The 20,070-nt window shown below is 52.7% G+C and carries 20 protein-coding genes; 5 read left to right on the plus strand and 15 right to left on the minus strand.

Going from position 1 to position 20,070, the window contains the following annotated elements:
- Positions 1 to 47: 47 nt before the first annotated feature.
- From cadA to ACOXYR_RS12675, 3 genes are all read right to left on the minus strand, one after another.
- Positions 48 to 2,192, minus strand: a complete 2,145-nt coding sequence (gene cadA / locus ACOXYR_RS12665; protein ID WP_421355953.1) for a lysine decarboxylase — start codon at positions 2,190 to 2,192, stop codon at positions 48 to 50.
- Between the two features lie 4 nt (positions 2,193 to 2,196).
- Positions 2,197 to 3,522 (minus strand): putrescine-ornithine antiporter, encoded by a 1,326-nt coding sequence (potE, locus tag ACOXYR_RS12670; RefSeq protein WP_421355952.1) that lies wholly within the window; start codon positions 3,520 to 3,522, stop codon positions 2,197 to 2,199.
- Between the two features lie 71 nt (positions 3,523 to 3,593).
- Complete coding sequence (locus ACOXYR_RS12675) at positions 3,594 to 3,887, minus strand: helix-turn-helix domain-containing protein (protein WP_189623578.1); 294 nt, start codon at positions 3,885 to 3,887, stop codon at positions 3,594 to 3,596.
- 192 nt (positions 3,888 to 4,079) lie between these two features.
- Here ACOXYR_RS12675 and ACOXYR_RS12680 point away from each other — a divergent pair, with 192 nt between their 5' ends.
- The 4 genes from ACOXYR_RS12680 to ACOXYR_RS12695 all read left to right on the plus strand — a co-directional run bounded on the left by ACOXYR_RS12680 (position 4,080) and on the right by ACOXYR_RS12695 (position 7,602).
- On the plus strand, positions 4,080 to 4,622 hold the full coding sequence (locus ACOXYR_RS12680; protein WP_421355951.1) for an XRE family transcriptional regulator: 543 nt from the start codon (positions 4,080 to 4,082) through the stop codon (positions 4,620 to 4,622).
- Between the two features lie 96 nt (positions 4,623 to 4,718).
- A complete protein-coding gene (gene lysS, locus ACOXYR_RS12685) occupies positions 4,719 to 6,227 on the plus strand; it encodes a lysine--tRNA ligase (RefSeq protein WP_421355950.1) in 1,509 nt (502 codons plus the stop codon).
- Positions 6,228 to 6,757: 530 nt separating this feature from the next.
- On the plus strand, positions 6,758 to 7,354 hold the full coding sequence (wrbA, locus tag ACOXYR_RS12690) for an NAD(P)H:quinone oxidoreductase (RefSeq protein WP_108474447.1): 597 nt from the start codon (positions 6,758 to 6,760) through the stop codon (positions 7,352 to 7,354).
- A gap of 20 nt (positions 7,355 to 7,374) precedes the next feature.
- The gene (locus ACOXYR_RS12695; protein WP_015964936.1) at positions 7,375 to 7,602 is read left to right on the plus strand and encodes a YccJ family protein; all 228 of its coding nucleotides are present in this window, start codon (positions 7,375 to 7,377) and stop codon (positions 7,600 to 7,602) included.
- Positions 7,603 to 7,789: 187 nt separating this feature from the next.
- On the opposite strand, the gene agp is transcribed toward ACOXYR_RS12695, so the two are convergent.
- The 5 genes from agp to ACOXYR_RS12720 form a co-directional block, all read right to left on the minus strand.
- Complete coding sequence (gene agp, locus ACOXYR_RS12700) at positions 7,790 to 9,031, minus strand: bifunctional glucose-1-phosphatase/inositol phosphatase (protein WP_421355949.1); 1,242 nt, start codon at positions 9,029 to 9,031, stop codon at positions 7,790 to 7,792.
- Positions 9,032 to 9,134: 103 nt separating this feature from the next.
- A complete protein-coding gene (locus tag ACOXYR_RS12705) occupies positions 9,135 to 9,824 on the minus strand; it encodes an amino acid ABC transporter permease (protein WP_421355948.1) in 690 nt (229 codons plus the stop codon).
- The gene (locus ACOXYR_RS12710; RefSeq protein WP_108474450.1) at positions 9,814 to 10,602 is read right to left on the minus strand and encodes an amino acid ABC transporter permease; all 789 of its coding nucleotides are present in this window, start codon (positions 10,600 to 10,602) and stop codon (positions 9,814 to 9,816) included. Before ACOXYR_RS12710 ends, ACOXYR_RS12705 begins: the two co-directional genes overlap by 11 nt.
- Positions 10,599 to 11,417, minus strand: a complete 819-nt coding sequence (locus ACOXYR_RS12715; protein WP_350436517.1) for an amino acid ABC transporter ATP-binding protein — start codon at positions 11,415 to 11,417, stop codon at positions 10,599 to 10,601. Before ACOXYR_RS12715 ends, ACOXYR_RS12710 begins: the two co-directional genes overlap by 4 nt.
- 1 nt (position 11,418) lies before the next feature.
- Positions 11,419 to 12,246 carry an ABC transporter substrate-binding protein gene (locus tag ACOXYR_RS12720; protein WP_415727830.1) on the minus strand — a complete coding sequence of 276 codons (828 nt, stop codon included), beginning with the start codon at positions 12,244 to 12,246 and terminating at the stop codon, positions 11,419 to 11,421.
- 250 nt (positions 12,247 to 12,496) lie between these two features.
- Here ACOXYR_RS12720 and ACOXYR_RS12725 point away from each other — a divergent pair, with 250 nt between their 5' ends.
- Positions 12,497 to 12,664, plus strand: coding sequence for a hypothetical protein (locus ACOXYR_RS12725; RefSeq protein ID WP_199538671.1), 168 nt, complete (start codon positions 12,497 to 12,499; stop codon positions 12,662 to 12,664).
- A gap of 97 nt (positions 12,665 to 12,761) precedes the next feature.
- Here ACOXYR_RS12725 and ACOXYR_RS12730 read toward each other — a convergent pair whose 3' ends face one another.
- The 7 genes from ACOXYR_RS12730 to ACOXYR_RS12760 all read right to left on the minus strand — a co-directional run bounded on the left by ACOXYR_RS12730 (position 12,762) and on the right by ACOXYR_RS12760 (position 20,070).
- Complete coding sequence (locus ACOXYR_RS12730; protein WP_108474453.1) at positions 12,762 to 13,772, minus strand: methionine ABC transporter ATP-binding protein; 1,011 nt, start codon at positions 13,770 to 13,772, stop codon at positions 12,762 to 12,764.
- Between the two features lie 12 nt (positions 13,773 to 13,784).
- Positions 13,785 to 14,558, minus strand: coding sequence for a MetQ/NlpA family ABC transporter substrate-binding protein (locus ACOXYR_RS12735; RefSeq protein ID WP_421355947.1), 774 nt, complete (start codon positions 14,556 to 14,558; stop codon positions 13,785 to 13,787).
- Positions 14,559 to 14,580: 22 nt separating this feature from the next.
- A complete protein-coding gene (locus ACOXYR_RS12740; RefSeq protein WP_108474455.1) occupies positions 14,581 to 15,246 on the minus strand; it encodes a methionine ABC transporter permease in 666 nt (221 codons plus the stop codon).
- A gap of 10 nt (positions 15,247 to 15,256) precedes the next feature.
- A complete protein-coding gene (locus ACOXYR_RS12745; RefSeq protein WP_421355946.1) occupies positions 15,257 to 16,468 on the minus strand; it encodes an SfnB family sulfur acquisition oxidoreductase in 1,212 nt (403 codons plus the stop codon).
- Between the two features lie 200 nt (positions 16,469 to 16,668).
- Entirely contained in the window at positions 16,669 to 17,886 is a 1,218-nt protein-coding gene (locus tag ACOXYR_RS12750) for an acyl-CoA dehydrogenase family protein (protein ID WP_421355945.1), read from the minus strand.
- Complete coding sequence (locus ACOXYR_RS12755) at positions 17,883 to 19,280, minus strand: LLM class flavin-dependent oxidoreductase (protein ID WP_421355944.1); 1,398 nt, start codon at positions 19,278 to 19,280, stop codon at positions 17,883 to 17,885. Before ACOXYR_RS12755 ends, ACOXYR_RS12750 begins: the two co-directional genes overlap by 4 nt.
- A 55-nt stretch (positions 19,281 to 19,335) precedes the next feature.
- Positions 19,336 to 20,070, minus strand: a complete 735-nt coding sequence (locus ACOXYR_RS12760; RefSeq protein ID WP_015964950.1) for an ABC transporter ATP-binding protein — start codon at positions 20,068 to 20,070, stop codon at positions 19,336 to 19,338.

Consider the following 20,070-nt stretch of genomic DNA (forward strand, 5'->3'; position numbering starts at 1 on the left):
TGCTTCTGTCTGCCCCTTAACAATAAGGGGCAGGGTGTCAGGTGCGCTTAACGCACGTTTTTAATCACTTTAACTGTATAACGACCACCGGCTTGTCGATAAGCGCCATGGATATCCGTTTCAAACCCAGGATACCAGGCACCAATGTCACAGAGCATTTGTATGAACTCAAGCGTAGGGCGATTCTCCTCGGTTAGCATCTCTCCGGGCATCACCAGAGGTACACCTGGCGGATACGGCAGAATCATGTTGGCACTGACCCGCCCAATCATGTCGTCGACGTAGATCTCCTCTATCTCGCCATGAAGCTCTTTCTGGAAAGCCGCATGAGGGTTCATCACCATCGTGGGTAAATTCTCAAAAGCGCGGAACATTAACTCTGGCAACTTGTGCTGGCGAATCAGTTGATGAATGCCGTTTGCCAGCTCCTGAATGCGCATACCGGCATAGAACGTGGGCTGCTTTTCATAGACCGAGGGCAGCATCTCTTTGACGAGCTCGTTACGATCGTAGGCACATTTGAAATCATTTAATGCTCGCAGCAGGCTCAGCGCTTTGGTTTTATTGATACCAATACTGAACAGGAATAAGAGGTTATAGGGGCCTGTTTTCTCGACAATAATGCCATGCTGATCGAGATATCTGGCCACGATGGATGCCGGAATCCCCTGCTCCTCCATTTTGCCCTGTTTATCCATACCAGGAGTGAGCAGAGTGACTTTAATGGGATCAAGGAACATGTGCCCATCATCGATATTTTTAAATCCGTGCCATTCTGCTTCCGGTGTAAGATTCCAACAGCAAGGTGCCAAAGATTCATCGTCTGGCTGCCAGACGTCGAAGAACCAGCTATTTGAAGCGGACTTAATCTTTTTAATCTCTTTACGGAAACGAACGGCGCGCAGGATGGAGTTTTCCATCAATCGCTTACCCGTATTTCCTTTCATCATCGCCGCAGAGGTTTCAATCGAGGCAACAATACCGTAGTGAGGCGACGTAGAAGTATGCATCATAAACGCTTCGTTGAAGGTCTCCTCTTCCACCTCCCCTTTAATATGAATCATTGAAGCCTGGGAAAAAGCGGCCAGCAATTTATGTGTAGACTGCGTTTCATATATCACTTTACCCGGTACACGCTCGCCACTCATTCCACACAACCCTTTGTAGATGGGGCTGAAATTGGTATAGGGCACCCAGGCAGAATCAAAGTGAATGGATTTTACATCCAGCGTCTGTTTAATGTAGTCGGTGTTATAAAGTAGCCCGTCATAGGTGGAGTTGGTGATCACGGCATGAACGGGCCAGGTCGCACCTGGCGTCTGTTTTATACGCGCTTCGATCGTTTCGCGAGCAAACTCGCTGCGAGGAATACCGCCTAAAATTCCCCACGCGTTTCGCGTTGGACGAAAGTAGATTGGCGTGACGTCGCTCATGATCATTAAATGGGTCAGCGATTTGTGGCAATTACGGTCAACTAAAATAGTGCTTCCCGCAGGTGCGGCGTACATGCCCACAATCTTATTGGCTGTCGATGTGCCGTTTGTCACCATGTAGCTGCGGTCGGCGTTAAATGCCTCAGCGATATAATTCTCTGCTTCACGATGAGGGCCGGAGTGGTCAAGAAGCGAACCGAGTTCAGACACAGACACCGAGATATCTGACTTCATGGTATTTGCGCCAAAAAAGTCATAGAAAAGACTCCCCACTGGGCTTTGCTGGAAAGCCGTTCCGCCCATATGGCCCGGTGTGCAAAACGTGTATTTCCCTTCGTCTACATAGCGAAACAGCGCTTTCGTAAACGGTGGAAGAATCGCATCAAAATAGGCGTCAGTTCCGCGCTGAATGCGTGCGGCAATCTCATCCACCTCGTCAAAAGCATATTCGAAAAAATGAAGGTTAAGGCCAAGATCCTCTACATTTATTTCGAGCTGCTTACGCTGACTTGAAAATGCATACATTGGCAACTGTTCATTTAATCCTGAGATATTTTTTGGTAAGAGCACTGACCATGTATCCCAGTCAAAAACAACACCACATACTTTCGCGTTATTTTCAACCAACTCCATGAGGTCATCCACATCCTCTGGATAAATAATACGATACTGTTCTGCCAGTAACTTTTTATGCAGTTCTTCGATAGGTGCTTCTTTTGCCAGAACACCAAAGTGATTCATGATTGCAATTATTTTCATTTTCTTATCCCTGATAAGCCGTTACTGCGCTCTCATCCTTTTTCTGGATAAACATGCCCCAGAAAGTCCAGCCAGAGAATGTGACTAACGCCCCCAACATCATGGCTTCTTCACCAGATGAATAAAGTGCATAGAAGCTATAGATAGTACCCAGCAGTGCAATAAATGTGTTGGCTTTCATCTGCCCACCAGGAATTGCTGCTAATTTTTGCATCGGTATTAACGCTGCCATGGAGAGAACATAAGGCACCAAATTAGTTACGACAGCCAGATTAACCAAACTATTAAATTGTTTATTCAACGACGGACTTATGGTCATCAATGCCAGTAACGTCTGAATAATGCCTAAAATAATCATGCCAACAACGGGCGCATCTTTCGCCGTGACGCGTGAAAACACGCGAGGGAAATAACCGATATCGGCCGAAGATTTGAAGACCTGGGCCACGGTAAACTGCCAGCCCAGCAGCGATCCAATGCAGGCCAGCGCCATCAGGAACATAACAATGCTTCCGACCACCGGCGTAAACATTGAAGCATAAGCCAAACCAAACGGTGCTGTAGAGTGCAGAAGATCGAGATTCGGGACAATACCCGCGATAACGTTAGTGGATAAAATATAGATAACGGCGCAAACCAGCGTACCGCCGAAAACGGCAATGGGAACATTTTTTTGCGGATTATCGACAGTATCCATATTCGCACAGGCAGATTCTAATCCCAGGAATGCCCACAGCGTCATAGAGATTGACGTTGAAATTGCGGAGAAGAAATCCATATTATTGGGATTCCATGCGCTAACATAAAGCGATGGACTAAACCAGAACCAGCCAATAACACATAACCCTACAACAGGAATAATGACGCCCCAGACGGTAACAGAACCAATTTGCCCTGTTATTTTTGCCCCACCGAAATTTAATACAGTCGTCACCCACAGCACTGCAATTGTGGCCAGGCAAACCTGAACCGGAGTAAGTTCTGCGCCAAATAAAACCGTTCCGTAACCTACGGCAGAAATTGCAATGGCGATATTGGCGATTAATAAACTTATTGCATACGTATAATTAGCAATGAAATTTCCTGACTTTCCAAATGCATACTCTGCATAGCCGCCCATGCCGCCACTTTTCGAACTAAAGAGACCGCATTTCGAAAATGCCCATGCCAGCGCAAGCGACCCAAATGCGGTCACCAGCCAGGACAATATAGACATTGTGCCTACTTCAGCAAGCTTTGTCGGTAACATAATAATGCCTGACCCCAGCATATTCACCGCTGTTAATATCGTCAGGTGCATTACGCCCATTTTATTCCCGGGATTACTCATAATGACTTCTCTTTATAATAAAATTATAATTTCCTTGAATACGACACACTCTATCTACGCTGAAAGTTTCGCTACGTCATAAGACGCTCCTTGTATGAAAGAGATTCATTCATTAATGAAGGGGGATTTGATGGTGCGTTCCCGATATTGGGATAACGGCTGGGCCAGATTTTCTCCGGTGTGAGACCCAGCGCATCAGCAATAATGCGTTCCGCTTTTGGATAGGCACGTGAGAGCGCATTCTTGAGCGTGTCGGGCTTAAGACCTGAACGAACGGAAAGCGCGCGAATCGAGAGCCCCTGTTTATGGAGTGCCGCAACAATATCTACTCTGTGCCAGTCAGCACGATCTTCATTTGTGACCATAATTGGATTACCCTCTGCAATTACCCCTTGGGTTAACCCCATGGAGTGAATTCAATATGATGCTGTTGGCACTAGCATTGATCTCTTTTGAGATAACAAAAAGCACTAAACACAGTTTTTGTGATTTAAATCGTATTTTAATGATCTCTATGTGAACCAATCGCAGAGCTCAATGACGATGGATGGATAAAAATGAGTAATGAAGGTCGGCACATTGATGAGAAGGGTGAACTGATTTCTTTAGCGGACAGGCTCCGCTACCTGATTGGTCGTCGAAGCACCCGGGCGGCGGCGAAAGCCTGGCAACTCTCCTACTCGACCCTTAATAATTACATCACCCGGGGCACGGAACCCTCTCTTAGCGTGGCAGCCAAAATCGCTGAACTTGAAGGGGTTACCATCGAGTGGTTAGCCTGGGGGGATCGCGACGAGTCCTCTGTTACACTTCATGACGCCCCTCCGGTTTATCAAGTCAACAGAGCCGAGCCCACCCAAAGCGAACCGCTACAGATGGCCTGGATGCTGGTATTCAATTCGCTCGACCGACAAGAACAAGAAGCCGTACTGAAACTGGTTCACAAAGAAGGTATTCAGGGGATCTTGCGTGAGTCGGAACAACGTCACCACCTGGCTCAGGCGTTGTCGGAACTTAACGCCTCTCAACGTCGTGATTTCTATTTTCATGCACAGGCGCTGATTGATGCGTTAAAGTCTGAGCAAAAAAATGAGGGCTAGATTAAACCCGAAATGATCTTTATGGAGATCATTTTTCTTGCAATAACGCTCACCCTGGCAGTAAAGTACGCGATAGCGACTACTGCCCAGGAGGCTATGAGGATGGAAACTTCAGATAACGAGCAAACCTTACAAGACGAAGTCAGTGTACGTACACAAAAGCTTGCGCAGCTTCGTCAGTCAGGTAACGCCTTTCCTAACGACTTCCGTCGTGATGCAACATCGGAATCCCTGCACCATCTCTATGATGCATTCAGTGCCGAAGCACTTTGCGAGCATAAAATTAGCGTATCTGTTGCAGGGCGACTGATGACCCGGCGGGTGATGGGTAAAGCGTCGTTCTTAACGCTTCAGGATATGGGGGGAAGAATTCAGCTCTATATCAGCGAGAAGAATCTTAATGCCGGAAAATATGACACGCTTCTTAAGTTGGTCGATCAAGGCGATATTATCGGTGCATCGGGCGTGTTGTTTAAAACACAAACAGGTGAGCTGACCCTCGACTGCAAAGAGATGCGTCTTCTCACCAAAGCCGTCAAACCCTTACCCGATAAATTTCATGGGCTAACTGACCAGGAGCGGCGCTATCGACAACGTTATCTGGATCTTATCGCCAATGAAAAAACGCGCCACACTTTCAAGGTGCGTTCACGAATCATGTCGGTGATTCGCAACTTTATGCATACGCGGCACTTTATGGAAGTCGAAACGCCGATGATGCAGCTTATTCCTGGCGGTGCATCAGCGCGCCCCTTTATTACGCGTCATAATGCGTTAAATCAGGATATGTTCCTGCGCATCTCACCTGAGCTCTATCTTAAACGCCTGGTGGTTGGCGGCTTTGAACGCGTTTTCGAGATCAACCGCAACTTCCGCAATGAGGGCATTTCACCGCGCCATAACCCAGAGTTCACCATGATGGAACTCTATATGGCTTATGCCGACTACAACGATCTCATCGACCTGACCGAAGCGCTATTCCGCCAGGTCGCCATGGAGGTTACAGGCGATACTGTGGTGACCTATGGCGAATACGCTTTTGACTTTGGTAAACCTTTTACGCGGCTAACCATGAAAGAAGCCATCGTGAAATATGGCAATAACATTCATCCGGAGGAGCTTAATTCACCGGAGAAAACGTTAGCGCTGGCACATCGTCTGGCGATTACGCCAGAGGAGAGCTGGGGGAATGGGCGCCTCATCACGGAGATCTTTGACGTCGTCGCTGAAAGCCATCTGATTCAACCCACCTTTATAACCGAATATCCGGCCGAAGTTTCACCTCTGGCGCGGCGTAACGATAGCGATCCCGAGATAACCGATCGCTTCGAATTCTTTATTGGTGGACGAGAAATTGGCAATGGTTTCTCAGAACTGAATGATGCCGAAGATCAGGCTGAACGTTTTATGGCTCAGGTTGCCTCCAGAGACGCAGGGGATGATGAAGCGATGTATTACGACGCGGATTACGTCACGGCGCTGGAATATGGATTACCGCCCACGGCTGGCCTGGGAATCGGGATCGACAGAATGGTGATGCTTTTTACAGACTCGGCCACTATCCGCGATGTCATTCTCTTTCCAACTCTGCGCCCGGTAAACTGAGCGATCGCAGGAGGAAGCGAATTGTGCAATGTGGTATTGCATTTCAGTGCCAGAACAGGGTGTATTTGCAGCCTTAACGAGCATGGAGAGTTCATCATTGGGACATTGATATCAGGTGACAAACCAGCCTCAGGCGATCTGTTGGTCAGCGATCATGACGCCAATGGGCCTGCCAGCGTGTTTAACGTTACCCGAGACAGCAGACTCACAATTGATATTCACTTTCGTACCTGTTCGGAAGTGTGTGCGCGTCACTGGCTTAAAACACGCGGAGTGACATTTTAACGTCAACGCGGGCAGTTTTTGCCCGCGTAGCTACGCTGACATATTGGTTAGGCTGCTTTCTGAGCAGGTCAATTTGTCAGATCATTTCAAAACATTAACAGTGAATCTTTATTTTACATTCAATCACATGCGTCATTGTTACAAATCAAAGAAATGGTTCTAAAGTTTGCACTCCTGTCGACACGGCTTATCTTTAAAGAAGGACAGCGAAAAGCTGTGTAACGATAAACCGAGGAGTGTTGCAGATGGCAAAAGTTCTGGTGCTTTATTATTCCATGTATGGACACATTGAGACGATGGCCAAAGCTGTCGCAGAGGGTGCAAATAAGGTTTCTGGCGCCGAAGTTGTCGTCAAACGCGTACCTGAAACCATGTCACCGGAAGCTTTCGCTAAAGCGGGCGGGAAAACGCACACCGCGCCGGTTGCCACGCCGCAGGAACTGGCTGAATATGATGCCATCATCTTTGGTACCCCTACTCGCTTCGGGAATATGTCCGGGCAGATGCGTACTTTCCTTGATCAAACCGGCGGTCTGTGGGCTTCTGGCGCGCTGTACGGCAAAATCGGTAGCGTCTTCAGTTCTACCGGCACCGGCGGCGGTCAGGAGCAGACGATAACCTCAACATGGACTACGCTTGCTCATCATGGGATGGTGATTGTTCCTATCGGCTACGGCGCACAGGAATTATTTGATGTCTCCCAGGTTCGCGGCGGCACGCCTTATGGCGCGACCACCATCGCGGGCGGCGACGGCTCACGTCAGCCGAGCGAAGAAGAACTCGCCATTGCCCGCTATCAGGGTGAATATGTCGCCGGCCTTGCGGTTAAGTTAAAAGGTTAATCTTCAGCAGGAGGATTTCTATGCCAACACAAGAAGCAAAAGCTCACCACGTTAACGAATGGGCGAGCTTGCGCAACACCTCGCCGGAAATCGCCCAGGCGATTTTTGAGGTGGCCAAATATGATGAAAAACTGGCCGAACAGATCTGGGAAGAAGGCAGTGATGAAGTCCTCGCCCTGGCGTTCAGTAAAACCGATAAAGATTCGCTCTTCTGGGGCGAGCAGACCATCGAACGTAAAAACGTTTGATGAACGTGCTGTGTGAATGACAAAGGCTCCCGATGGGAGCCTTTTTGTTATGGATGAGTCCTTGCGCGCTGACGCCCTCACCCCGCCCCTCTCCCACAGGGAGAGGAAGAAAGCCACACCGCGCTCGGTAGGCCCCCTCGCCCCTTTGGGGGGAGAGTTAGGGTGAGGGGCAAACAACTAACCTCTCCTACTTCACAGCGTCCTTCATCACCGCTTTAAACGTCTCCATCGGGCAGAAACCGTTAGCATCCACCGGGCAACCGTCCAGCGCCAGCGTCACGCGCTGCGGTGGTGATTGCAGGGTCAACGCCTGTGCGTCACGAATTTGCTTCGTGCTTTGATACAGGTACTCAATCTTCATCAAATCACGGTTTCCTTTCGCGTCATGCCAGCGCTGGAAAACGATTTTCCCGCCAATCGGGGTACGCTCATACTGGTCATGCAACTGATAAGGTTTGAAATCGAGCGCGGTCAGTAACGAGGCGATATTGGAATCATGCCCGACCATCAGCGTCACTTTGGCAGATTTATCTGCATCTGCAACCAGCGCGTTATTGATATATTTCACCAGCGGCGCAGCAACGTTTTGCGCCACCTCTTTCGAGGTGAAGAGACTGTCCTGATAACCGTTCTTCAGCTGTGATAAGACACGCCACTGCTGGTCAGTCTTGATTTTACCCCATGCCACCTGATCGAGCGGGAAACCCTCGTAGTACTGCAACGTAAAGGCATCCACCAGCGAGTTGCCCACCTTCAACGGCCCGGAAACACCCGGCTCTTTCTGGTATTGCGCGCTGAAACTGTCTTTGGCCCCGTTCAGGTCGCATTGCTGTTTTTCTTTGCAGCTCGGTGACTGACGGTAGTCGGCAATTTGCTCCAACAGTTTATAGCTCTCGTCGAGATGCATTTGCTGGCGCTCTTTTTCCATTGCCTGCACGGCCTGCTGGCTGAACTGCGCAGAATCGACGGTGATCACCGGGTTAAAGGTCGGGTCCATGGTCCCCATTGCAGCCTGATGATGAACCGGAATATCACACCCCGGGAATGCCCCGGTGATAAAGAATTGCGCTGTCGCCACCGTGCGTTGCAGGCTATTGGCATACGCGTATACCGTGTTATCCGTCGGGCACTCGCCTGAGGTCACCATCCCCTGCTGCGCCAGCCATTCACGCATGTAATGGCCCATATAGATTTCCAGCACGCCGCCTTTGGTGGTGAGTTGCCCACCAGGGACATCCCATTCCGGCCAGCCTTGCGGGGTGGATTGTTCCAGCACGCTGCCATTATTGGCGAGCGGCGCGCGCAGGTTGTGTCGGCTCATAATCAACACCTGCTGAAGCTGGTATCCCTCCGGGGAGGTCTCTGCCTGCGCGGCAACGGAGGTTAATAGTGTCGTCGCCACCGCGACGGCCAGTACGGCTTTTTTCATCCCTCAATCCTCTTTGCGTGATAACCCACCGCTTGATTGTGACAGTAATGTGACAATTTTCCGGGGGTTAGCTCGCAAAGCTGGGATTAAGCGCGTATTTTCATCACGTTGGCGAATAGTTTCCGGATTGCCATCGTTTCGCCAATAGCCCCAGCGCGGCACACAGCAGGTAGTACACCAGACCGACAAAGATAAATATCGCCATCGGGTAGATTTGCACCCGATTGTTCACCTGCCCCGCGACGGTGGTCAGTTCCGGCACGTTAACGATAAAGGCCAGCGATGTATCTTTCAGCAGGCCGATGAATATCCCCAGCAATGACGGCATAACATTTTTCAGCACCTGCGGCAGGAGGATAAAACGCAAACTCTGCCCCGCGCTAAAACCTTGCGTCAATGCGGCTTCATATTGCCCGGCTGAAAGCGCGCGAAGCCCCGCCAGTACCGAATGCATCACCGATGCGGCCGTAAACCAGGCCAGGGCCAACGTGACCGTCAAAGCACCTGGCAAGTCACTGCCGGTCAACATGGGTAACAGATACCAGAGCCAGAAGATGACGAAAATCAGCGGGATGCCGCGAATAATTTCCGCCCACAGATAGAGTAACTTGCGTACCACACCGCCATAGCGCCATGCCAGGCAGGCAAGGACAATGCCGCCGGGCAGCGCCAGCACCCCGGCCCCCAACGCCATCATCAACGTCAATACCACGCCGCCCGGTTCGCCGTCCATCAATCGGCCCCAGAGTAAATAATCCAGATTATCAATAATAACCGCCAGATTAGCGTCCATCTTCAACTCTCCCGGCGATACTCAGCGAAACCTTTTTCACCCTTTTTGCGGTTCCCACTGGCGGCGGGCCGATACGCGTGAACAGAAATCCCAACACAACTCCGGTGATGAGATACAGCACCGTGCCAACAGCAAAGGCTTCCAGCGCATGGGCGTTATAGCTCTCGATTTGTCGTACCTGATAAGTCAGTTCAGCAAAGCCGATGCCACTCGCAAGGGAAGAGAGTTTCATCAGATTGAGATACTGCCCCACGATCGGTTGCCAGGCATTCGCCAGCCCCTGCGGTAGCAGAATATGCTGCAACATTCCCCATGAGCTAAACCCTTGAGCCAGTGCCGCCTCCCGCTGACCATTCGACACGCTGTGCAGCCCAGATGCCACCTCTTCAATCAAGAACGCCGAAGTAAATACGCCAAGCCCCCATGCAGAACAGAGAAACTCCGGTGTGAGCCACCAGACATTACCCGGCAGAGTAGACCAGGCGTGGTCGTCATTGACGAAATCCCGCATGCCCTGCGGCAGCAGATTCCAGGCGGCGAAATACCAGAATAGCAACTGCACCAGCAGTGGCGTATTGCGAAACAGCGACACCCACGCGGCAGTGACCCCACGCCCCGCGCGCCCCCCCGACAAACGCAGCGCCAGAAACAGAATTGCGAGCAGGCTCGCCAGCACAATGCCTGCCAGCGTCACCCACAAGGTGGTCAGAAAACCGGAAAGGATCCATTGCAAAGGCTGCCCGGTCAGCACGCCCTGCCAGTCAAGCAAGTGAGTCACTCGGCACGCTCCTGATGCAGCGGATCGAGCACTTTTTGCAGGAACTGCACGGCGCGGGGATGCTGTGGCCGCGCAAAGAACGTCGCCGGCGGCGCGACTTCCAGCACATCACCACCATCGATAAACACCACCCGGTCAGCGATTTCACGCGCAAACTGCATTTCATGCGTCACCACAATCATCGTAATGCCGCTGTGTGCCAGCGACTGCATGACCTGCAACACTTCGCCGATCATTTCGGGATCCAGCGCCGACGTCGGTTCATCGAATAAAATTATTTGCGGTGAGGATGAGAGTGCGCGGGCAATCGCGACGCGTTGTTGCTGGCCGCCGGAAAGCTGCGACGGCATATGGTCAGCTTTCTCTTCCAGCCCGACCTTGCGCAGCAGTTCCAGCGCCCTGGTTTCGGCTTTGGCATGTGACCAGCCATGCACTTTCTCCAGCGCCAGCATGATATTTTGTTGAGCCGTCAGGTGGGCGTAGAGGTTAAATTGCTGAAAAACAAAGCCAATCCGGCTGCGTAACTGACGCAGTGCGTTTCCCGTGAGCTGAGAGGTCGCTTTACCATCAATCAGAATTTCACCATCGCTCAGATTTTCCAGCTGGTTGATGAGGCGAATCAGCGTCGATTTCCCTGAGCCTGATGGCCCCAAAATCGCCACGACTTCCCCGGCATTAATGGTTAAATCGATACCGTTCAGCACACGATGGTCGCCATAGCTTTTCACCGCCTGACGAAACTGCACGCTCGCTTGCTGAAGATGAGAGAAATCCGCGGCCTTCGCCGCGGAACGAGAGAATAACGCCGACAACATATTATTTTGCTTCTATGGTAAAGGAACGTGGCTGTGGCGCTTTTGTCGCCGGGCCAAACCAGGTGTCGTAAATTTTCACCGCTTCGCCCGATTTTTCCAGACTCACCAGTTCATCATTCACCGCTTTTAACAGCGCGGGTTCGCCTTTTTTTACGCCGACGCCAATCTCTTCTTTGCTCAGTAAATCCGGGATAATTTTGAATTTCGCTTTATCCGGCGCTTCTCCCAGCAGCCCCGCCAGAATGGTACTGTCCTGCGTTATCGCCTGAACATTGCCGTTGCGCAGTGCGGTAAGCGCCAGCGGAATATCGTCATAGGAAAGCACGCGCGCCTGCGGATAACGCTGATGCAACGTCTGTTCGCCGGTAGTGCCTTTTACCGCACCAATGCGCGCTTTGCTGTAATCATCCAGTTTATCGCCAGACGCCGCTGGCACCAGGAACTGCTGGCCGGTCACGAAATAAGGCGTTGAGAAATCAATTACCTGCGCACGTTCCGGGGTAATGGTGATATCCGCAACGATGAGGTCTGCCTTGCCCGATTGCAGCAGCGGAATGCGGTTAGCCGGGTTGGTCGCCACCAGTTCCAGTTTCACGCCCAGTGATTTTGCCAGTGCTTTAGCAAAATCAATGTCATACCCCACCAGCTCATGGGTTTTGGCATCGACGGAGCCAAACGGTGGATTGGCGTCAAAGGTTGCCACTTTCACCACGCCTTTGGCTTTAATATCTGCCAGCTGATCGGCCTGCGCCGGAATAGCCGCCAGTGTACTGACGGCCAGCCCGACAAATATTGCCAGCGTCTGTGCGGTATGTAATTTCAGTGCCATAGTTTTTCTCCGATATCCCTGTTTTTGTTGTGTGCTGTTACGCTCCCATAAGCTTTCCCTCTCACCAAATAACGAATCTTTATTATCAAGAGCAAAAAAATATTAGTGAAAACATTGTTATATGAAGGTAAATGAATTAACAAAATCTAATGCCAGTTATCGCAAAAGGTCAGCCAATATTGTTATTTCATCTTTTTAAAGGAAGGGAGTTTACTGTTTTTATACGGTTAAAATGACGTTGGAGAAAAGAATGAAAATATTGCTAACAGCGCTTTTGCAGCGCCTGCAACAAATATGGCTGGGGTCAGATGAACATAATGTGGAGCGCATTATTGAATCGGTGCTTCCGGTCGCGAGCCTGTACGGTGTGGATGTCGCCAATATTGAGCCGGAGTGGTTTCGTGACAAAGCACGCTGAGAAACGTCTTATCCGCGAAACCTACTGGAATGAGCTGTGCGCTCACCTTGCTAACTGATTGACCGCGTCACCTCCTGGGACGACGGTCAATGCCGCGCTATTCGTGAATGGCAATCCTGTCTGCTACCTGCTCCGCCAGGCGCAACACCTCCCGCGTCATCGGCGTATCCAGTCGAATTTTTAGCTGCCCGACAACCCGGCCCTGAATCGGCTCACAACTGCTGTAAACCAACCGAGCGTTACCTCCCAGCACGCGAGTAATGTGCTGGAGATCAGGCTCCAGCCCGCTGACACCATTAAAATGCAGAGTAATAAGTTGCTGACCGTCCTCCACCTGAGTACCGCTTTCTGCGCGGCCATGATGCAACGTTCCGAGCATCCCTCGGGTCACCGCGTGCTGCGGATCGCCAAAGACACGCCACACCTCCCCCTGCTCGACGATTTGCCCTTTCTCAATAACCGCCACCCGATCGCAGAGTGTGCGAATCACGTCCATTTCGTGGGTAATCAGAATGATAGTCAGCCCAAGCCGCTGATTGATCTCTTTCAGCAGTGTTAGCACCGCGAGGGTATTTTCTGGGTCCAGCGCTGAAGTGGCTTCATCACAAAGCAGGATTTCCGGCTGCATGACCAGGGCGCGAGCAATACCGGCTCGCTGCTTTTGCCCGCCAGAAAGCCGTGACGGCCAGCTGTCACGAAGTGATTCCAGGCCTACCAGGCGCAAAATCTCGTCCACCCGTTGCCGGCGTTCTTGTGCAGGTATTCCGGCCATACGCAGCGGCAGCTCAACGTTCTGCGCCACCGTTTTGGTCGACATCAAATTAAAGTGCTGAAATATCATCGCCACGCGGCGACGTAAATCGCGCAATTGTGACCGTTTACCTGTAACAGACACACCATGAATAGTGATATCGCCACTGTCGGCCTGCTCAAGGCCGTTAAACAAACGCAGTAACGTCGATTTCCCCGCGCCACTGCGGCCAATGATGCCAAAAATGTCTCCGGCATAAATATCCAGTTCGATATTATCCAGGGCTTTCACCCCATTAGCATAGGTTTTGCTAACGCCGCGAAGTTGTATTTCGGGCGTCGATTGTGTCACGCTCATCCGAGTACCCTCTTAAAACCCAGGCATGATTTTTCCCTGATAGCGCGTCAGGATAAACTGACGGACTTCCGGGGAATTAAGCGCTTTTGCCAGTTTCTGGATACCGGGATCGTTAACATCGTCCGGACGTGCCACCAGATATTCGACGTACAGACTTTTTCCCTTTTCAACAATTAACGCTTTATCGGTATCAATACCGGCTTCCAGTGCATAGTTCGCAAAGATAAAAGCAAGGTCAACCTGGTTTACTGCGCGTGCCAGCATTGCGCCTTCAAGCGGGCGAATTTTAAAGTGATGCGGATTGGCGGTAATATCTTTTTCCGCTGACTGCGGATCCTGCGGATTTTTCAGGGTAATCAGACCCGCTTCACTGAGTAACACCAGCGCACGCCCCGTATTAACCGGATCGTTAGGAATGGCGATAGTGGCCCCCTCAGGCAGATCTTTCACGCTCTTATATTTACTCGAATACGCGCCGAACGGTTCAATGTGCACCCCCACAACCGGCACCAGATTGGTGTGACGGGTTTTATTGTAATCATCGAGGAATGGACGATATTGATAGTAGTTGGCATCGAGATTTTTCTCGGCCAATTGCTGGTTCGGCTGAATAAAGTCATTAAACACTTTAATCTTTAAATCCACGCCCTGCTTCGCCAGTTCCGGTTTTACAAATTCCAGAATCTCGGCGTGCGGCACCGGCGTGGCGCCCACCGTTAAGGTTTCATTCGCCAGCGCAGAGACAGAAAACAGCGCCAGCAGGCTGGCAATTAATGTTTTTTTCATTTTTATCAATCCGTTAAATATTCTATTTTCGACTCATTCGGCGTACCAGACGGTCACCGCTCATTTGTAAAATCTGCACTAACGCAATCAGTAGCACGACCGTCACCACCATCACGTCTGTTTGAAAACGTTGATAACCAAAGCGAATGGCTAAATCCCCCAACCCACCGCCGCCAATAACGCCAGCCATGGAGGTGTAATCAACCAGCACAATGGCGGTGACCGTGACAGCCGCTATCAAACCGGGCCGCGACTCCGGCAGCAGGGTATGCCAGATGAGTTGCCAGGTATTGCCCCCCATCGCCCAACTTGCCTCTACCAGGCCGTGATCCACTTCGCGCAGCGAGGTTTCAACCAGGCGGGCAAAAAACGGCGCACATCCGGCAACGAGCGGAGGGATCGTGCCTTGTACACCCAGCGAGGTTCCGGTTATCAGCGTGGTGAGCGGGATCATCACAATCAGCAAAATGATGAACGGCAGCGATCGCATTATGTTCACCAGTAACGACAACGTGCGATGCAGCAACGGCGCGTAGAGCAAACGCGGCTGTCCAGTAAGATAGAGAATCACACCCAGCGGCAAGCCAATCAGCACCGTAAAGCCCAACGCCCAGGCCAACATCGTCAACGTATCGATACCGGCTTCAGCCACGTCGGGCCAGTCAATTTGCGCGAGAAACGCCAGCATTTCGCGCTCCTCAGTTCCAGTCGTGACGCGGTGGGCGCTTACCGTTCAGCACCCAATTACCGAGCAGGTGATACTTCCATCGCACCGGGTCGTGTAGCGTATGAACGCGGCCATTACGCCAGTGGCGATCGAAGTTATAACGCGGGTGCGTTGAACGCGTGCCACCCAGTTCAAACAGGCGACCCGTCGCTTCCAGCGCGGCTTCGGTGGTAAATATTTTGGCGCGCGCGACGGCAACAGAAGCCTGGGCAACGGTCTCTTCACTAAGATCATGTTTATAAAGATCGAGCACTTCTCCTGCTTTCTCGAGCAGTGCATCGGCGGCGGCAAGTCGGCTATCCAGTGCGCCAATCTGATAAATGGTAAGGGGATCGTCTCCTGCCTGTTCCACTCCCGCGTCAATCCACGGGCGGGCAAAGGTCGTGACAAACTGCACGGTATCATTGAGCGCGGCACGAGCAATCCCTGCATCGATCGCGGCCGTCGTCAACTGGGCAAACGGCCCGGCAAGAGTCGGCGTAGCATAAGATTTCCAGGAGGGAATCAGATGAAACGCCTCTACCGCCAGATTCTCTGCCAGAACGGTACCGCTGGACGTATTACGTTGTCCGATGCACTGCCAGTCATTGATTACCGTCAGACCGGGGGTATTGCGTGGTACGAACGCCAGTTGTGTTAGTCCCTCTTCATCCAGTGCCAGCACACCCAGCCAGTGGGCATACAGCGAGCCGGTGCAGTAACCTTTTCGTCCGTTAATACGTAAACCTTCGGGCGTGCGCGTCAAGCGGGTCTGGATATCCTGCACCGTTTTTCCGCCCGTTTCCGAAAGCGCATTGGCGAAGCGGTAGCCCTGTAACACAAGGGAAAAAAAGAATTGCTGCTGATCGTCGCTCCCCTGCAAACGAATGTCTTCCAGCAGACAGTAATGATTCTGGGGAATCTGCCCCAGCGAGGGATCTGCCGCCGAAATAATGGCAATCACCTTCGCAAGCGTCACGGCAGAGACTTCCGCTCCGCCCCACCGGCGGGGAACGGTAATTCCCCATAGCCCGCTGTTGGAAAATGTATCAACAACCTCAGGAGGCACAATCCCTGTCTGGTCACGTTCCGATGCGCCCGTTTGCAGATATGCCGCGATTTCATGAGCGATGGCTATCGCTTCATCATCGCTTTGAATAAGGTGAGCGCGAGGTATGCGCTGTGTATCGTTTTCTGCTGACATGCTTCTGTTCTCTTGGTGGTTGCTGTCCTTGCCTGATGCGCTGCGCTTATCAGGCCTACGGGGACTTCATCCGTTGTAGGCCGGGCAAGCGCAGCGCCCCCGGCAACGGTGCCGAACTGCGCCTGATGCGCTGCGCTTATCAGGCCTACGGGGGGTTGAGCCGTTGTAGGCCGGGCAAGCGCAGCGCCCCCGGCAATCAATCATGCCGTACCAATTCGCCACTGATACCCCGGCGGAGTGCCGTTCACGGCGTAATCCCCTACGATGCGCGCCTTATAAACGCGCGGGTTATGCGAAACCAGCGTGCGCGCATTACGCCAATAGCGATCTAATCCCTGTGCAGAGGACGTTGCCGATGCGCCAAGGGCATCAAAGAGTCGCGTTACCGCATCCAGAATTAACGCAGACACCACCGTTTGCCCCTGGGCGATCTCCAGTTCCGCCTGTTGATTGGCGTTGTCCGCCGCCTCGGCATGTCCGATAGCCTCAAACGCCTGCTGCAAGGCGCGTGCACCCTGCGCCACAATGGCATTTGCGCCATACACAGCACTGTAAACCTCACCCACGACCTGCAAGATTTGCGGGTCCTGTGCCGCGCGCGGGCCGTTGCCGTGGGAGTAGCTCCGCGTGCGGGTACGTACCGCCTGTGCCACATCCTGCGCCGCCGCCAGACCAATGCCGGTTAATGTCGCGAGATGCACCAGTTGATAGAACGCAGGATCGTAGGACGTCGCCGATTCATGGCGCGTCAACTCTTCTGCCAGCACGGGTGCATCGGCAAACAGCGTGGTGCCGCTGGCGGTGAGGCGCTGACCAAAACCGTCCCAGTCATCTTCTACCGTCACCCCATCCGCATGGCGATTCACCACCACATTGACCCACACGCCCTGCTCATCGCTGACGCCGGTGTTGATCCAGTCGGCATACAGCGAACCGGTGGTGTAATATTTTTTACCGTTCAGGCGATAGTGTTCGCCCTCACGCACAATCTGAGTTGTGAACGTCCCCTGCTTCGCATCACCCGGCTCACTCCAGGCGTTGCCGACCCAATCTCCCTGAGAAAGTCGGGTAAACCAGCGCGATTGTTTCCCGACATCCGTAGACGCCAGTACGCTTTCGACAAAGCCGAAATGCCCTCGCAACGCCTGAGTGATATTGGAATCGGCGGCAGAAAGCTCAGTCAGCAGCGCAAAAAAGTGTGGCAAGCTGGCCCCATAGCCTCCCGCCGAGACAGGCACGCGCAGCGCGCCGAAGCGCACGGCTTTGAGCCACTGTAGCGGTTCAAACAGCAGTTCTCGCTGCTGCTCACGGGCCTGTGCACCTTCGCGAATCCGCGCAAATACCGGGCGAAAGGTTTCCGCCAGCGCGGCGTATTGCGGATCGTTATCATTGGTCTGTAGCGTCCAGAATGCGGTCATTGTTTTACCTCTTGCTTGACGTTGTCGGTATAGCGGGCAGGATCGCGGTAGGCGTGCGCCGGGTGGTTTTCCGGCAGCAGCGGCCCCCGGCCAAACATTTTTTCCCGCAGCGTTTTTCCCTTGGGGTAATGCGTTCGGTAAACGCCGCGCCTTTGAAGCTCCGGCACCAGCCACTTCACCACATCATTAAAGGTTTCATGCGCCACCACATACGAAAGGTTGAAGCCATCGATATCGGTCTCTTCGACCCACAGCTGAAGCTTGTCCGCGACGGTTGATGCCGATCCCACGAAGACCTGCCCCAGGCCGCCGATAGCGCCATAATCAGCAAGATCGTTTAGCGTCCACGAGGTGTCGCCCGCGGCAAAACGCGCCACCAGCCCTGAAGCCGGTTCCGGTAATTGCGGATACGGCACATCATGCGGCAGCGCAGCGAGATCAAGACCCGTCCAGCCCGAGATCAACGCCAGCGCGCCGGGGCGTGAGATATAGCGTTGATACTCTTCATATTTTTGCTGTGCTTTTTCGTCGGTCTCTTCCACAATCACCGTCACCAGGGTGTAGACCAGCACATCGTTACCCTGTCGCCCATTGGCGATAACCTGCTCGCGCAGGGAAGCGACATAACTCTTCAGGCCGCTAAGGGTGTGAGAATTCACAAACACACTCTCGGCGTGACGAGACGCAAAATTGACGCCCGCGCCGGACGAACCGGCCTGGAATAGCAGCGGCGTGCGCTGGGGCGAGGGTTCACTCATCTGCACGCCCGGCACGCGAAAATGTTCACCGTGGTGACGAATGGGATGCACTTTCTCTGGATGGGCAAAAATGCCCTTTTCCTTGTCGCGCACCACCGCATCCTGCTCCCAACTGCCTTCCAGCAGCTTATACACCACTTCCATATACTCGTCGGCGCGCTGGTAACGGGCGTCATGTTCCAGCAACGCCTGTTGCCCGGTATTGCGCGCGCCGCTGTCGAGATAAGAGGTCACGATATTCCAGCCCACGCGACCGCCGGAAAGATGATCGGCCGTCGCCAGACGGCGGGCAAAAGTGTAAGGATGCTCATAGCTGGTCGAAATGGTGACGCCTATTCCCAGATGTTCGGTAACCATGGCAACAGGCGCGATCAGCTGTAAGGGATCGTTGAGCGGGATCTGCGCCGCATCACGCAATGCAGCCTCAGTGTTACCGCCATAAACATCGTAATAACCAATCACATCGGCGATAAACAGGCCATCAAACAGCCCTTTCTCCAGCAGGCGGGCAAGCTCTGTCCAGTAGGCGAGATCTTTATACTGCCAGGCGCGATCGCGCGGATGTCGCCACAGCCCGGAAGCCTGATGCCCGACGCAATTCATCTCAAAAGCATTCAGTCGTATCTGTTTTTTCATCAAGGGGCTCCCCTCGCAACACGGCGATAAAAGGTAAGAAATGCATGAAAAGGATTCAGGAAACGGCGTGGTGACTGACCAGTAAATCCAGCGCGCTCTTGCGATAGCTGGCGAGCTCACTGGCGTTACGGTCACGCGGATGCGGGAGCGAAACCGCGACATCACGCAGCACACGCCCCGGTTCGCCGCCTAAAATGACCACCCGGTCGCTGAGATAAAACGCTTCATCCAGATCGTGGGTCACCAGCAGCACCGCAATCCCGTATTGGCGCGCCAGATTGAGCACCAGGTTTTGCAGGTTCATGCGCGTAAACGGGTCAACGGCACTAAAGGGTTCATCCATCAGTAAAATCTTCGGGCGCCCGTACAGCCCGCGTGCAATCGCCACGCGCTGTGCCTGTCCGCCGGAGAGCTGTTTGGGCAGCTTGCCGCGATGGCTGCTGAGGCCGACATCGTTGAGCAACTGCGTCACCCAGGCCTCATCGGCGCGGTTGTCATCTTCAAAGCCAATATTTTGTTCAATGGTCAGCCACGGGAACAGACGCGCCTCCTGAAACACCACGCCGACACGGTGATCCTGGCGGGTGCTCTGCTCTTCGCCATACAGGCAACGTCCGCGATAATCCGTGTCCAGCCCGGCAGCAATTCGCAGCAGCGTACTTTTGCCGCAGCCGCTGGCACCCAGCAGGCTGACGATTTCGCCCTCGTCCAGGCGAATGTGGATATCGCGCAAAATAGTGCGTTCGGCAAAGCTTTTCTCAATGTGCTCAAGCTGTAAAATTGCCCCCAT

Origin of the sequence: Pseudocitrobacter faecalis, from assembly GCF_965231525.1 — a bacterium.
Classification (GTDB): Bacteria; Pseudomonadota; Gammaproteobacteria; order Enterobacterales; family Enterobacteriaceae; genus Pseudocitrobacter; species Pseudocitrobacter faecalis.